Annotated in this window: 9 protein-coding genes and 2 pseudogenes; 5 read left to right on the forward strand and 6 right to left on the reverse strand. The window is 62.6% G+C overall.

The window, feature by feature from the left end; all coding sequences use genetic code 11:
* Positions 1-266 precede the first annotated feature (266 nt).
* On the reverse strand, positions 267-431 hold the full coding sequence (locus ACCQ01_RS11050; protein WP_183111207.1) for a hypothetical protein: 165 nt from the start codon (positions 429-431) through the stop codon (positions 267-269).
* Between ACCQ01_RS11050 and ACCQ01_RS11055 the strand changes: the two genes are divergently transcribed.
* Positions 430-2,535 (forward strand): M61 family metallopeptidase, encoded by a 2,106-nt coding sequence (locus tag ACCQ01_RS11055; protein ID WP_228434107.1) that lies wholly within the window; start codon positions 430-432, stop codon positions 2,533-2,535. The two genes, ACCQ01_RS11050 and ACCQ01_RS11055, sit on opposite strands and share 2 nt — an antisense overlap.
* Positions 2,536-2,546: 11 nt before the next feature.
* Here ACCQ01_RS11055 and ACCQ01_RS11060 read toward each other — a convergent pair whose 3' ends face one another.
* The 4 genes from ACCQ01_RS11060 to ACCQ01_RS11075 form a co-directional block, all read right to left on the reverse strand.
* Positions 2,547-3,938, reverse strand: coding sequence for an alginate export family protein (locus ACCQ01_RS11060; protein ID WP_228434108.1), 1,392 nt, complete (start codon positions 3,936-3,938; stop codon positions 2,547-2,549).
* 6 nt (positions 3,939-3,944) lie between these two features.
* Positions 3,945-4,835: a VOC family protein gene (locus tag ACCQ01_RS11065; RefSeq protein ID WP_228434109.1), complete on the reverse strand. Its 891-nt coding sequence runs from the start codon at positions 4,833-4,835 to the stop codon at positions 3,945-3,947.
* Positions 4,836-5,122: 287 nt separating this feature from the next.
* Complete coding sequence (locus ACCQ01_RS11070; RefSeq protein WP_228434110.1) at positions 5,123-5,431, reverse strand: XapX domain-containing protein; 309 nt, start codon at positions 5,429-5,431, stop codon at positions 5,123-5,125.
* Between the two features lie 449 nt (positions 5,432-5,880).
* A complete protein-coding gene (locus ACCQ01_RS11075; RefSeq protein ID WP_323369869.1) occupies positions 5,881-6,291 on the reverse strand; it encodes a LysR substrate-binding domain-containing protein in 411 nt (136 codons plus the stop codon).
* Between the two features lie 403 nt (positions 6,292-6,694).
* Here ACCQ01_RS11075 and ACCQ01_RS11080 point away from each other — a divergent pair.
* The 3 genes and pseudogenes from ACCQ01_RS11080 to ACCQ01_RS11090 all read left to right on the forward strand — a co-directional run.
* Positions 6,695-7,711: pseudogene (locus ACCQ01_RS11080) on the forward strand (ERAP1-like C-terminal domain-containing protein).
* A 145-nt stretch (positions 7,712-7,856) separates the two neighbouring features.
* A complete protein-coding gene (locus ACCQ01_RS11085) occupies positions 7,857-10,253 on the forward strand; it encodes a penicillin acylase family protein (RefSeq protein WP_228434113.1) in 2,397 nt (798 codons plus the stop codon).
* Positions 10,254-10,354: 101 nt separating this feature from the next.
* Positions 10,355-11,763: pseudogene (locus ACCQ01_RS11090) on the forward strand (methyl-accepting chemotaxis protein); the annotation flags it as partial.
* A gap of 424 nt (positions 11,764-12,187) precedes the next feature.
* On the opposite strand, the gene ACCQ01_RS11095 reads toward ACCQ01_RS11090, so the two are convergent.
* Complete coding sequence (locus ACCQ01_RS11095) at positions 12,188-12,556, reverse strand: response regulator (RefSeq protein ID WP_115540328.1); 369 nt, start codon at positions 12,554-12,556, stop codon at positions 12,188-12,190.
* Positions 12,557-12,630: 74 nt separating this feature from the next.
* Between ACCQ01_RS11095 and ACCQ01_RS11100 the strand changes: the two genes are divergently transcribed.
* Entirely contained in the window at positions 12,631-13,947 is a 1,317-nt protein-coding gene (locus ACCQ01_RS11100) for a two-component system sensor histidine kinase NtrB (protein ID WP_228434115.1), read from the forward strand.
* Positions 13,948-13,985: the final 38 nt, after the last annotated feature.

The following is a 13,985-nucleotide window of genomic DNA, read 5'->3' on the forward strand; positions in this document are numbered from 1 at the left end:
GCGAGGCCGCAGCGCGTGTGTAGCCAGAGCAGCCGCAGCACCAGCTTGGGAATGTTCTGCATTCGTCGACGCGTGGGGCATCACGCGCTCGTATTGCGCCATGTGGCCGCTGGCGCGTTCATCGCATCCAGAATGCGCGGGAGCTCCCAGCCCTGTGTGGCAAATTGCTGATGAATAAAAACGCGTACTGGTCCACGCTCGAGGGGTTTTCGTCCGCGGGCTTTCTGGATGCAGAGATACACGCCCGGCTTTCTATCGCGGCTGCTTCAGCCCGCTTGTCGGAAATCTGCAGCAACTTCTGCAACGCGCGCATGGGTAGGCAACGCACCGGCAAATCGTTCAAGAGATAATGCGCTGCTGGCAGCACCGTTGTGACAGGCGCGCCGGACACGATGGCCTTCGACGAAGACAAAAACGGTGCTGGCACGCATGCAATTGATCGACCACAAACAAGCCGCGCGTACGCAGGCGATAGCCACTGCCACACGTTTGACATCTCGGCTGGATGCACGGCGCAAGCGAACAGAACAGCAAGCCACTGCAACCAGCGCAGCACTGCGGCGGGCGCTCTCTCGAGTTTCCTCATACATCCAAGAGCGCACCGATACGCTTCCGGCAGCATTCGCTTGCCGGCTCGTGTGGCAATGGTGTTCTCTCGCGCTCTGTCTGAGCGCCGTCTCCACGATCGCAGCGCATGCAACAACGCTCCCGGTCCAGACCTTGGACGTTCCGACGATTGCACCACCGGTGGACCAGCCATTCGCCGGCACGATTTCGCTCGATGTCGAGCAGGTCGATATCGCACATAAGCTGTTCGTCATCCGCGAGCGCATTCCGGTCCAGCAAGCCGGTGCCATGACGCTGCTCTATCCGCGGTGGGAGAGTGCAAGCCATGGACCCAGTCTCTCGGTCACCGATCTCGCCGGGCTCACCATACAGGCCGATGGTCGGGCGCTGGTCTGGCGCCGTAACACGCTCGATTCGCATGCCTTTCACCTGGATGTGCCGCCGGGAACGCAGATGATTGAGGTGCAGTTCCAGATTGTGGGTGCCGACGACGTGTTGTCTCCTGACCTGGTGGTGGTGCCGTGGCAGCGGCTGATCCTGTATCCGGCCGGGTGGTACGCGCGCAACCTGACGTTCGCCCCGAGCATGACGTTGCCGCCCAACCTGCGCGTGATCAGTTCGCTGGCTGTGCGCGACAGCTCCGAAGACACCATCCGGTTTGCAGCGGTCTCGCTCGACACCTTGCTCGACACGCCCGTGTATGCCGCACGCCACGCGCGGCAGCTGCCGTTGTCGGCACCAGGGCAACCGCCTATCTCACTCAATCTGATCGCTCGCCGGCCCGAAGACCTGACCATTGCACCCGAGCGCGTCGCCGCGTTGCGCCGCATGCTGGAGCAGGCCAGCACCGTGTTCGGCGCGGCGCCGTTTCAGCAGTACACCTTCCACGCGCGGATGGAGGACGATGGCTCGGCAGGAGGCACGGAGCATCGCGCGTCCAGCGAGATTTCGCTGCCGTCGGCCTATTTTTCCGACTGGGACAATCAGCTCAATAATCGCGACATCTTCGCGCATGAATTCGTGCATGCGTGGAACGGGCTGTATCGCACGCCCGCAGATCTCTGGGCACCTACGCCGAATGCCCCGCAAGGCGGCAGCCTGCTGTGGGTATATGAAGGGCAGACCGAGTTCTGGGGGCGGGTGCTTGCTGCGCGATCGGGGCTGCGCACACGAGAACAGACACTGGACAGGCTGGCGATCGATGCAGCAGAAATCGCCAACCGGCCAGGACGCACATGGAGGCCGCTATCGGACGATGTGAACTACCCGGCCTTCATGCTGCGCAGGGCAGTTCCGTGGCGCGACTGGCAGCGCCGCAAGGACTATTACCTGGAGGGGGTCATGCTCTGGCTCGATATCGACGCGCGGTTACGTCAGCACAGCGGCGGGCACCGCGGTATCGATGAGTTCGCAAGGCTGTTTTTTGCCGGCGCAACGCCCAACGCACCGGCACGTACGTATGTGTTCAACGATGTGGTCAACGCGTTGAACACGGTGGCGCCCGACGACTGGGCAGGGTTTTTGCGGCGCTGGCTGGATGGCCATGACGAACTCGATGCCACCGCCGGTCTCGCGCGGCAGGGATGGCGGCTGGCCTATGCCGAGACTGCGACAGAGACGTATCGCCAAAACGAGCAGGAGCTCGGCGTGACCGATCTGACGTACTCAATCGGGTTATCGGTATCTGCGAACGGGAAGGTGCGCGCAATCGCCTGGAATGGGCCCGCCTACCGGGCCGGAATCGGGCCACAGACAACGCTCGTGTCCATCGGCGAGGCACCATTTACACCGCAACGACTGCTCGACGCCGTGCGCCATGCAGCCCAGGTGCCGGTCAGCCTGACCTTCGAGCAGGATGGCCGGCGCGTGATGCATACCCTGGATTACCGCGGAACCTTGCGCTATCCGCGGCTGGAAAGGATCACAGCGCAGCCGGATCACCTGATGTCATTGCTCGCTCCGCGCTAAGGGAAACGGCGCTACCACATGAACTTCATTTCGCAGCCAATGTAGTTGCTGTCGCGGCCACCGGCAGCATGCACGGTCTCGCCGGCCTGGTAGTGGACCGCTTCGATGGCGGTCTGCAGGTGCGTGCTCAGCTTCCAATCACCACGCAACTGCAGGTAACGGCCCGTCCAGTGCGTGCCGGTGCCTGCTGTGCCGGCGAGTGGAATGTCCGGCTGCACGTATACCGCATCGGCGATGCTCTGGCGCCATTGCAAACCCAGTGCCGCGGTGAGGCTGAGCTGGGCGGTGGGCTTGATGGTGAGCATCGGTTTGATCACCAGCAGGTTGGTGTAGCCGGTGTAGCCGGCCAGGGTGATGTACGAGCCATTCGGGAACAGCGGGTTGAAGGTTTCAAGCTGGCCGTCGTCAGGACGTCGGTCGCCGGAGGCGGTATCGAGTTGCAGACCAAAACGTGGCGTCAGCGTGATGTCTTGTAGCGTGTAACCGGCCTTGACGCCCAGCGCCCAGGCGCGCGCACGGCTGCGGCCCACCTTGCCGCGTTGGCCCATTGCCTCCAGGTCCCAGTCCAGTGCGTGCTGCACGCCTGCGAAGCGCACATCGAGGATATCGCGTCGCTCATCGCCAGCGGCATCGAGAAAGCTGGCGTCATCCTGCTGATAGCGCGCGTAATACAGCGACAGTTCGTCGGTGCCCAGGACGTGGCGCTCCACACGCACGGTGTCCAGGCGCAGATGCCGGTTGGAGACATCGTCGAAACTGCGCGCATCGGCGTATTGCACTGGCTGGCTGACAAAGGCAATCCAGCGCCACGGGCCGGTCTCGTAGTTCATCCACACGGCATCGAAGGACTGGCGCACATTGGGGCCATCACGCAGTGACACAAACCGCTGCAGGTCGAATGCAAACTCCTGCCGTCCCACGCGTACCTTCATGTCACCCGCGCCCAGTGGCGTGATGTAAGCGACGAAGGCCATGCGCAGATCGGCGCGGTTGGCGTCGGCCGGGCCGATGCGGCGTTTGTCCACGGCGCGTACGTCTTCCAGCTGGGTAAACACCTGCCAATGCGCACCAATGCGCAGGTCTGCATGCACTTGCAGGCGATGCAACAGATAGCTGTCACTCTCGCGGCCGATGCCCAGCGCAGGGGTGTGGTTGCTTTCGAAGCGCTCGCGCAGGTTGATGCCGAACGACGCATACGCTGCGTCACCAAGCGGCACATATTTCAGCCGATCGAGCGGCTGCGTACGCAGCGCGGGATCGGCAAATGGCGACCAGTTCTCCTGCCAGCGGTTCGACTTGATGGCCGGGCGCGCCGGCATTGCGGCAGTCGCATCAATGGATGACTGTGCCCACGCATCGGTGCAGGGGCACAGCAGTAACAGCAACGTCAGGCGGAACGACATATACGATCAGGAGTGCGCATCGGCATGCAGCTCGGCGACATAGCCACCGGGAAATTCAACCATCGCCGAATGCCGGCCCGACCCCGCCACGGCAGGCACCAGCACCTTGGCACCAGAGGCGGTGGCGCGCGCAAGCGTTGCTTCCAGATCGTCCACTGCGTAGCCGGTGAGCTCGTGCCCGTACGGATAGGGCAGGTGGCCGTCGGTCACCAGTACCTGCAGTGCGCCGAAGCCGGAGCTGATTGCGATGCTGCGGTAGGTGTCACCTGGCCGGCCAATCAGTGCTGCATCCGCGTGGCGGTCATCGCGCAGCACCTTGCCATGCGAGAATAGCAGCCACGCTTTCACAAACGCATCGGCGCGATCCGGTGAGACATACACGCGGTTCTCCGGGATGGTGGCCAGCGGCGCGTAGTGCGGCGCGGTGTCGTGCCAATACAGTTGCATGGCGACGCCACCCGGCCAGGCGATCACTGCATCCATGCCAATGGGATCCTTGAACGGCGCCACCAGCACTTCCGCACCGGCCGCCCGCGCAGCGCTGACTGCTTGTTGCATATCGGTGACCAGGTAGCCGGTGCGTTCGTTGCCGAACGGGTGCGGCACCGGCGTACGAAACCCGAACAACGACACCGTGCCTGCCGGCGTCTGTACCAATTGCGAGCTGGTGCTGCTGGGGGTTGGCGTCACAGTCGCGATCACCTGACGCGTACTTTGCCCGCCGAAGGTGGCGGTGAAGCTGCGCACGAATGCGTCCACATCGTTAGGTGCAACGTAGACGTGCGTGGTGTCGTACTGCGGGCCAACCGACACCGGCGCGGCGGCACCGGCAAGCACCGGAGTGAGCGCGCTCAATAACAGCGCGGCGGACAGGCTCAGGGTGAGAATCGGACGCATGGGAATTCCTTTGGGGTGAGGACGCTGCGGCTTGCCGGGGGGTGCAATCGAAGCGGTTACGGCAAGTGGTGACATTGAAAACGCGTTCTTGCGCTGTCTGCGGGTCGGCACGCTGTCCGTGCTTGTGTCGTAGTGTCTTGAACGGGTAGTGGCTTTCTGGCGTGCTGCGTGGATCTGCAACGACTCGGCGGGTTAACCGATGCGCTTGCGTGGTTTTTTAAGACCGCGGCGGCCGCGGCCAACCGCAGGCGCCACGGTGTGCATCAGATCGAACTGCACCGGCCACTTTATGTGTCGTGCTCGTCGTTACGCATGGGTGGCACCAATGGCGGCGCAGAGGGAACATCCGCTGGTGCACGTTCGCCCTTGGGCAGGTGGCCGAACATATGCGGCTTGACCTGATGGCCGATCCACGAGGTTTCGCTGTGGCTGCGCGTCGTCAGCTGACGCACAAGTGGCGGCAACTGCTCGCCGACCAGAATGCCGAGCAAACCGATCAACGCAATGGCCGGAGGCGCTGGCGAGCGCACGTTGAGCAGGCTGTAGATCACACCGACCAGCAGGCCGGCGGCAAGTGAAAGCAGATAAGGCTTCATCACGCATCTCCCTGCTTGAGCGCCCGCTGCACACTGGCTGTGACACCTGCAACAGCCAGCCGTTGCTGGCAATCGCTACCGCACTCGCGCGCGACACGCGCTACGTACCTCTGTGCTGCAGTGCTCGTACTAACGAAGAAGAACGCATCTACCTTGCCGAAGGGCAGGGTGCGGCTAACGAGCGCGTGGCTCTGGCGCGAAAAATCGGACGACGTCATTGACGTGATCTCTCTGGATGGGGGACCACCAGGTCATGACATCTCACGACACCAGCGGTGTCGTCCATGCTGGGCGCTGCGCGACGAATCCAGAACACCGCGTCGGGGCAGTGCCCAATGCCCCGATCGGGGGATGCAGGGGGGTCCAGTGCACCGCGCAGTGCTAATGATCACCTGGCCCTAAGCGGGCGTCGACGGGGTCGGGCTGGCCTGTCCGTACGGCAGTGCCAGCTAGCCGAACCGTTCGATCAACAGCTCGGTCAACACACTGATCTTGCGCGCAGGGTTCGCCGCTGGCGGCCGGACGACGTACAAGCCGGCATCAGGGGCCGGGTACTTCGTCATCACGCGTACCAGCGCGCCGGAGGCGAGATGGTCGGCCACCAGGAAGTCTGGTAGCGCCGCAATGCCCAATCCAGCTAACGCGGCCGCGGCCAGAGCCGTGCCATTGTCCGCCTTGAAGCGTCCACGTGGATGGATGGTCAGCATCTTGTCGCCGGCAAGGAAGCGCCAGCCTTCGGTGCCCTGCATCAGTGCCTCATGCGCGAGCAGTTCTTCCGGAGCTTGCGGCTCACCGTGGTCGCGCACATAGTCCGGGCTTGCGACCAGGCTGCCGCGCATGACTGCGATTCGCCGTGCCACCAGGCTTGAATCGGTGAGGTACCCTAGCCGGATGACACAATCGAAGCCTGGGCAGGACGTCTGGCAGTCTGCCGTACGCAGCTACATCAAGAAATATCAGTACGGCAATGCGGTGACTGATCAGCTGTGGCAGGAGGTTGAACGCGTTGCGCCTGGCAAACGGTTCACCCGGGTGGCGCACGATTTCACCTTACAGCAGGGCGTGCCTCCTATCAGGGTCAGCACCGAATGCACGAACGGGCGCACTACGCTGACACTTGAGCAGGCGGAGTACACCGTGGACCGCCCTGGCAAGGACCCGCTGCGGTGGCACGTGCCTGTCGCTGTGCGCGCGCCGGACGGGACCCAAACACGGGTAGTGGTAGACGGAACCACCCACCTGAGTCTGGCAGGCTGCGGGCGCATGCCGCTCGTGAATGCAGGGCAGAAGGGCTATTTCCGGACGCTTTATACGCCGGCCATGTTCAAGGCGCTGACACAGGACTTCTCGAAACTGCCGGTAGTGGATCAGCTCGGCATGATGATTGATACAAATGCCTTGTCCGCCATCGGGCTGCAGCCGGTGGCTGACTCGCTCGATCTGACCAAGAAGCTTGCAGTCGGTGGTCCACCAGACCTGTGGGCATCGGTGGCGGAGACCGTCGAGATCATCAATGAAATGTATCGGGGTCACCCGCAGGCACAAACGTTATGGAGGTCCTAAGCCCGGCCGCGGCTGCTGTCGGAATTCGATCGGTTGGGGTGGGATGAGCGCAAGGACGACTCGGCGCAGGTCAGACAGCTCAGAACCCTGTTGATTGCAACGCTCAGTGCGATGGAGGAATCAACCATTCTCGACGAAGCCAAGCGCGGCTTCAGTGCGTTTCGCAAGGATCCTGCATCACTGTCGCCCGACCTGCGCAAATCTGTTCTCGACATTGTCGCGCGCAATGCCAACGCCCCAACTTGGGCTCAACTGCATGCTATGGCCAAGCAGGAAACCTCCTCAATGCTGCGTGATCAGCAATACACATTACTTGCCAAGTCAAGCGACCAGAGCCTTGCCCAGCAGGCGCTGGAGATGGCGCTAACGCCCGAGCCGGGCGCAACCACGAGCGCTGGCATGATCAGCGAAGTGTCCGAGCAACATCCTGAAATGGCACTGGACTTCGCATTGCAACACCGGGAACAGGTCAACGCGCTGGTAGATTCGAGTTCGATTTCCAGGTTCTACCCGCGTCTTGGTTACACATCCGCAAAAACTGAAACAGCCGGCAAGATCCAGAGCTTTGCGGACCACTACCTTGCGCCGTCGTCGAGGCGGGATGCAGATACGATCGCGGCTGCCATCCGGACCCGTGCGACATTGCGCGCAGCACAGTTGCCACAGGTGACCGCATGGCTGACCGACAAGCAGGCCCCTCAGGGCGTGGCGCCGTAAAGCCTGGGATGAACGTCCAAAGAGACGATGGCAATGTGGTAGCTGATCGGCGTTGGTCCGCTCACTGCCTGCTGCTTTCGCATCCAGTCATCGTCGACGGCACGCGTCGCAGGACGTCTCCTTTCCAACCTAGGATTTTTTTCTGATGATTGTTTCGGCACGGTGCCTGCTGATCTGCCTGGCAGCCAGCGTTGTTGCGCACGCACCTGCGTTTGCGTCTGAGCCTGGGCGCACCACGATCCATGTCTCCGGCTTGCAGAAGCCAGCCCAGATCCGCGTGGATCGCTGGGGCGTGGCGCATATCTATGCAAGCAGCGATGACGACGTGTTCTTCGTGCAAGGCTTCAACGTGGCGCGCGACCGGTTGTTTCAGTTGGACCTTCTACACCGCAAAGGCCTGGGCCGGCTGGCCGCCGTGTTCGGCCCCTCGTATGTCGAGCAAGACCGCGCATCGCGTCTGTTCCTGTTTCGCGGCGACATGCGACAAGAATGGAATAGCTACGGAAAGGCGGCGCAACGCAACGTCACCCGCTTTGTCGCGGGTATCAATGCTTACATCGCATGGGTGGAGCGCAATCCGCAGGCGCTTCCCTACGAATTCCGCACCTTCGGCTATCAGCCGGACGCATGGCTGCCCGAGGACGTGGTGCGTATCCGTACCACCGGCTTGAGCCGTAACGTCAAGAGCGAAGTCGCGCGTGCCAAGGTGGCCTGCAAGGCCTCGCTGGGCGTGGATGCCGTCCGTCTGCAGTTGCAGCCTGCCTGGACAACTATACTTCCCCACGGGCTCGACCCATGCTTGCCGGACGATGTGCTGAAGGTGTACGAACTGGCCACGCAAAGCCCGAGACTTGCACCCGGCACAACGCTTGCCCAGACGCCTTCCGCACTACTGGCGCCCGGCGAGGAAGCACTGGCCGAAGGCAGCAACAACTGGGTGATCGCGCCAGATAAATCGGCCACTGGTCACGCAGTGCTGGCCGACGATCCCCACCGCGCCTATACGCTGCCAAGCCTGCGCTACTTCGTGCACCTCAACAGTCCTGGCATGAACATCATCGGCGCCGGCGAACCCGCCGCCCCTGGGGTGGCGATCGGCCATAACACGCACAGCGCGTTCGGATTGACCATCTTCAACATCGACCAGGAAGATCTCTACGTCTACCGGCTCAACCCGCGCGATCCATCGCAGTACTGGTACAACGACGCGTGGGTTTCGATGACGACGCAGCGCGAGCAGGTTGCGGTGCGCGGTGGCCAGGCACAATCGGTCGCGCTGCAGTTCACCCGGCATGGACCGGTGATCTACAGCGACGCCAGCACGCTCAGAGCCTACGCAGTGCGTTCTGTGTGGAGCCAGCCCGGCACTTCGCCGTATATGGGATCGCTGCGCTACCAGTCTGCCGCCTCCTATGCGCAGTTCAAACGCGCGCTCGCTCACTGGGGCGCACCATCGGTGAACCAGCTCTATGCGGACACACGCGGCACGATCGGTTGGGTCACCGCCGGCATGACACCGCGTCGCGCGCAGTGGGATGGTCTGATGCCCGTGCCCGGCGATGGTCGCTACGAATGGAAGGGCTTCTGGAACAGCGATGCTTTGCCATCGGCACAGAATCCAGCCCGGGGCTTCATCACCACCTCCAACGAAATGAACCTGCCAAGCGGGTATCCAGCTGCTGAGCGCAAGATCGGGTTCGAGTGGGCCAACGGTGCGCGGCATGCACGCATTACCCAGGTGCTGTCGCGGCTGTCGAAGGTTACCCTTGAGGATTCGCAGGCCCTGCAGAACGACCAGGTGTCGCTACCTGCACAGCGCTTGGTCGCACTGCTGGCGCCACTGCAATCACAAGATGTTGCCACAGCCGCCGCACTTGCATTGCTGAAGCAGTGGGACGGCACGGTAGCTGCCACATCGCCCGCGGCGGCGTTGGAGGAAGTCTGGTTCAGTCGCTATCTGGGCGATGCCTATAAGGCAGTGGTACTCACACCCGCGCAGGCGGCTAGCTTTGGCGCGCCCGACACCGATGTGCTGCTGGACGCACTGGAGCACCCCGGCTCAGCCTTTGGTGCGAACCCCAGCGCTGCACGCGACCAGCTTCTGCTGCATAGCCTGCAGGCGGCGTATCGAGCGCTCACCCAGCTACAAGGCGAGGACAGCAGCCAATGGCAATGGGGCACGCTGCACCGCAATGCCATTGCCCATCCAATGAGCGCTGCCGCCGGCGCGGACCGCGCATTGCTGGATATCGGGCCTTTTGCCAAAGGCGGCAGCCCGTACACCCCCAACCAGTCCGGTTACGACGCCAAGGATTTTCGACAGACCATCGGCCCTTCGGCACGGCTGATTATCGACCTGGGCAATTGGGATAACTCCCGTGCGGTGAATTATCCGGGCCAGTCGGGAGATCCCAACAGCCCGCATTATCGCGACCTCGCCCCGATGTGGCTAAAGGGGCAGTACTTCCCGCTGCTCTACACCCGCGCCGCCGTTGATGCGGCGACCGAGCAGGTATTCGACCTGATGCCTGCTCGGCAATAAGCGAGTAGCGGTTGCATGTCGCCGAGTTCGCGTACCGCTGAATATTAATAAGGCTCCTATTGTTGAGTCCGTTAATCTTATCGAAACTCAGGCATGACTAGGGCGAGCTGAATTACCGCGTGGATGAGGCCGCGTTTCCTGGCGATTACGCAACAATCGTCCGTGACAACAGTGTCTTGCCGCCTCGCATGTCGCCGTAATGATTCACCTGGCACAGATCATGGGCCGCTACGCAGTCGGCGATCTCAGCGAAGACATGGACAAGATACCCGGCGAAAAGGCTGTGCGTACCGACACCATGGCGCAGGTGAAAACCAACCTCGGCGCGATGAACCACGAGATCAAGCATCTGGCGCAGTCCGCCGCCAACGGCGATTTCAGCGGCGATGCCGAGCGCTTCCAGTACGACTTCCGCGTGATGGTGGACAGCCTCAACACCTTGATGTCCACCGCCGATGGCAACCTGCAGTCGCTCTCCAGCCTGTTGCAGCCGATCGCCGTCGGCGACCTCACCGCACGCATGAGTGGCGAATTCCGCGGCGTGTTCGCACAGATGCGCGATGACGCCAATGCCACTGCCACGCAGCTGGCCGAGATCGTCGGCAGCATCAAGACCTCGGCGGTGTCGATCAAGGGTGCGGCCAGCGAAATTGCGGCCGGCAACCAGGACCTGTCGCAGCGCACCGAACAGCAAGCCGCCAATCTGGAAGAAACCGCGGCTTCGATGGAAGAGCTCACCTCCACCGTCAAGCAGAATGCCGAAGGCGCGCGCCAGGCCAATCAGCTGGCCATCGGTGCGGCCAGTGTGGCTGTGCAGGGCGGCGAAGTGGTCGGCAAGGTCGTCGAGACCATGTCCGGTATCGAAGCCTCGTCGAAGAAGATCGCCGACATCATCTCCGTCATCGACGGCATTGCCTTCCAGACCAACATCCTGGCGCTGAATGCTGCGGTGGAAGCAGCACGTGCCGGTGAACAAGGCCGCGGGTTTGCAGTGGTCGCATCGGAAGTGCGCACGCTTGCGCAGCGCTCCTCGGGCGCCGCCAAGGAGATCAAGGATCTCATCGACGACTCGGTGCAGCGCGTGGCCGAAGGCTCCGCACTGGTGCACACCGCCGGCAAGACCATGGGTGAAGTGGTGGCCAGCGTGCAGCGCGTCACCGACATCATGGGCGAGATCTCCGCGGCCTCGCAGGAGCAGTCGGCCGGTATCGAACAGGTCAACCAGACCATCACCCAGATGGACGAGACCACCCAACAAAACGCCGCGCTGGTGGAAGAAGCCACTGCCGCCGCGCGCTCGCTGGAAGACCAGGCCGTGCAGCTCACCGAAGCAGTGGCCGTGTTCAAGACCGACGCCGGCTATGTGGCCGCACCGCTGCAGCATGCGTCACGCCCGGCGGTCACCCCGGCGATCAAGGCGAAATTGGTCGCTGCCGGCCGTACGGCGGCGTCCAAGCCGCGCGCCGTGGTGACCGCTTCGAGCAACGAAGGCAACTGGCAGGCATTCTAGGGCCGTCAATCCGCACGAGGTGACCAGGCAAAGCACAGCTTGCTTTCCGCTGCATGGTGCTCTTCGTTACATCGGGAGCGCTGTGGACTTCGGCCTTGGCTTGTTGCCGAATAAACCAGCGTAGGCGGGAGACCTCACGGAAGCATCCACGCGCGCACGCAGCTCAACGACGCCACGGACGTTGGTCACTGCGCTTGGGAGTACTCGCACTGGCGTCTATGCATCGCATCAGATGGATATAGACGTGTCGATCCCGGCATAGCCCACCACTGCTACGCTGTGGGGCTGTGGAAGCCACCCCTTGTCGATCAGCCAAGCTCATCGAGCGTATTAACTGAGGGCAGTGCCCTTGGCTCGTGCCCTGACAGCAAATGCCTCGCTTACGTCGCCGATGGAAGGAGGCGTAGCGCTCTGCTCTTCGGCATCAGTGACTGACAAACGCCTCGATGTTCTGCACGAGATTGCGGCAGGTGTAGGGTTTGCTCAGGAAGGTCGTGCGCGGCGGCAAGCCCTTCGGTGACGATCCCAGCCCCGAGGTCAATATAGCCGGGAGATTATTGCCATCGGCCCGGAGGTAGGCAATGAGCCCATACCCATCCAGGAGACCCGGCATCTGAAGGTCGGTGAACAGCAGCGCGATTGCAGGGTGTGCATCGATCAGCTCGAGTGCTTCTTGCGCATCAGCAGCGGCGACAACGCCGTAGCCCTTGTCTTCCAACAGCAGCATGGCGATCTCGCGCAAGCCGGCATCATCGTCGACCACAAGGATCAACCGTTCGATTGGAGCGGGCATGAGGCAGGACTTCTTCAGATCGACTCGCAACAATACGTCGCGCAAATGAAGGCTGCGTGATCTACTGGTAAGCTATGAACGCAATGCAAGACTTTCCTGACCATCGTTATCGGCAAATGGTCGAGCTATCGCTGGATTCCATCAAGGAAATTTCGCTCAATGGCCGCGTGGTATTCGTCAACTCGCACGGCTTGGCCAGGGTTGCGGCGCGCAATGCGGAGGCCGTCATCGGCAAACAGTGGGCATCGCTGTGGCCAGAGGAATTCAGGCCCAGGATCGAAGAGGCGCTCGCTGCGGCGGCGCGTGGTGAGTCGCAGCGGTTTGAAGCCGAATGCACCACCGACGATGGCCACCGGCACTTCTGGCTGGTGTCGACAAACCCGCTGCGTGCTGCCGACGGCCATGTCGAAGCGGTGCTGGCGGTCAATCGCGATATCACCGAACGGCGCCAATCGCAGCAGGCGCTGCGCACGCTTAACGACAGCTTGCGCACCCAGCCCGAGCTGCTGGGCCCGCAAAGCGAGCTTGCAGACGCGATTGACCAGGAGCTGCAAAGCTATAGAAATGCCTCGGCGCCGGAGATCGAAGGCGAGCTCGACATCGCACGCGCGGCGCAGCGTCTGGCTGAAGCGGTCGCCGAGCGTGCGCAGGAAGGAGAGGCCGTCGGCCAGCTCCTGGCCGGCGTCGTGCACGACCTGAACAACGTGCTGCAAACGGCCGGCGCGGCCATCGAGATGGTGCAGACACGCGCCTCGGTCATCGGCCAGGACAAACAGCTTCTGGGGATGGCACAGAGCGCACTGCAGAAAGGCTCGATCATGGCGCAGCGCCTGTTGGGGTTTGCGCGCCACCATCCTTATGCCCCCGAGTGCATAGACCTGGGCGACCTGGCGGAGCGCCTGATGCCGCTACTGCAGCAGGCGGCGGGAAGTACCGTTGCGGTCGAATTACATCAAGAAGCGTCCCAGCGGTTCGTCCTGGCCGATGCGCACTCGTTGGAGCGCGCGCTCTTGAACCTGGTGATCAACGCACGCGATGCCTGCGCGGAAAGCGGCCACATTCGCATCACCTTGGGCAACCAGACGACGAGCGATGCCACCGACGCCGACGATCGTGCGGCAGGCGAATACGTCACGCTTGCCGTGCAGGACAATGGCAAAGGCATTGCACCTGATGTGCGTGACCGGCTGTTCGATGCGTACTTCACCACCAAGCCGGTAGGCAAGGGCACCGGACTGGGATTGGCCCAGGTTGACGGTGCGGTTCGGCAAGCCGGTGGATTCATCGATGTCGAATCCGAGCCGGGCCATGGCGCCTGTTTCATCCTGGGCTTCCCAGCGGCGGATACGCAGTGCCTTGCCGCCGACGCCGCGAAACAGCGCGGCCAATAACCTGGCTAATCATCGCAATCGCAAGCGATGGTGCAAGG

The sequence above is a fragment of the Xanthomonas sp. NCPPB 4037 genome, assembly GCF_041475695.2.
GTDB classification, from domain to species: Bacteria; Pseudomonadota; Gammaproteobacteria; order Xanthomonadales; family Xanthomonadaceae; genus Xanthomonas; species Xanthomonas campestris.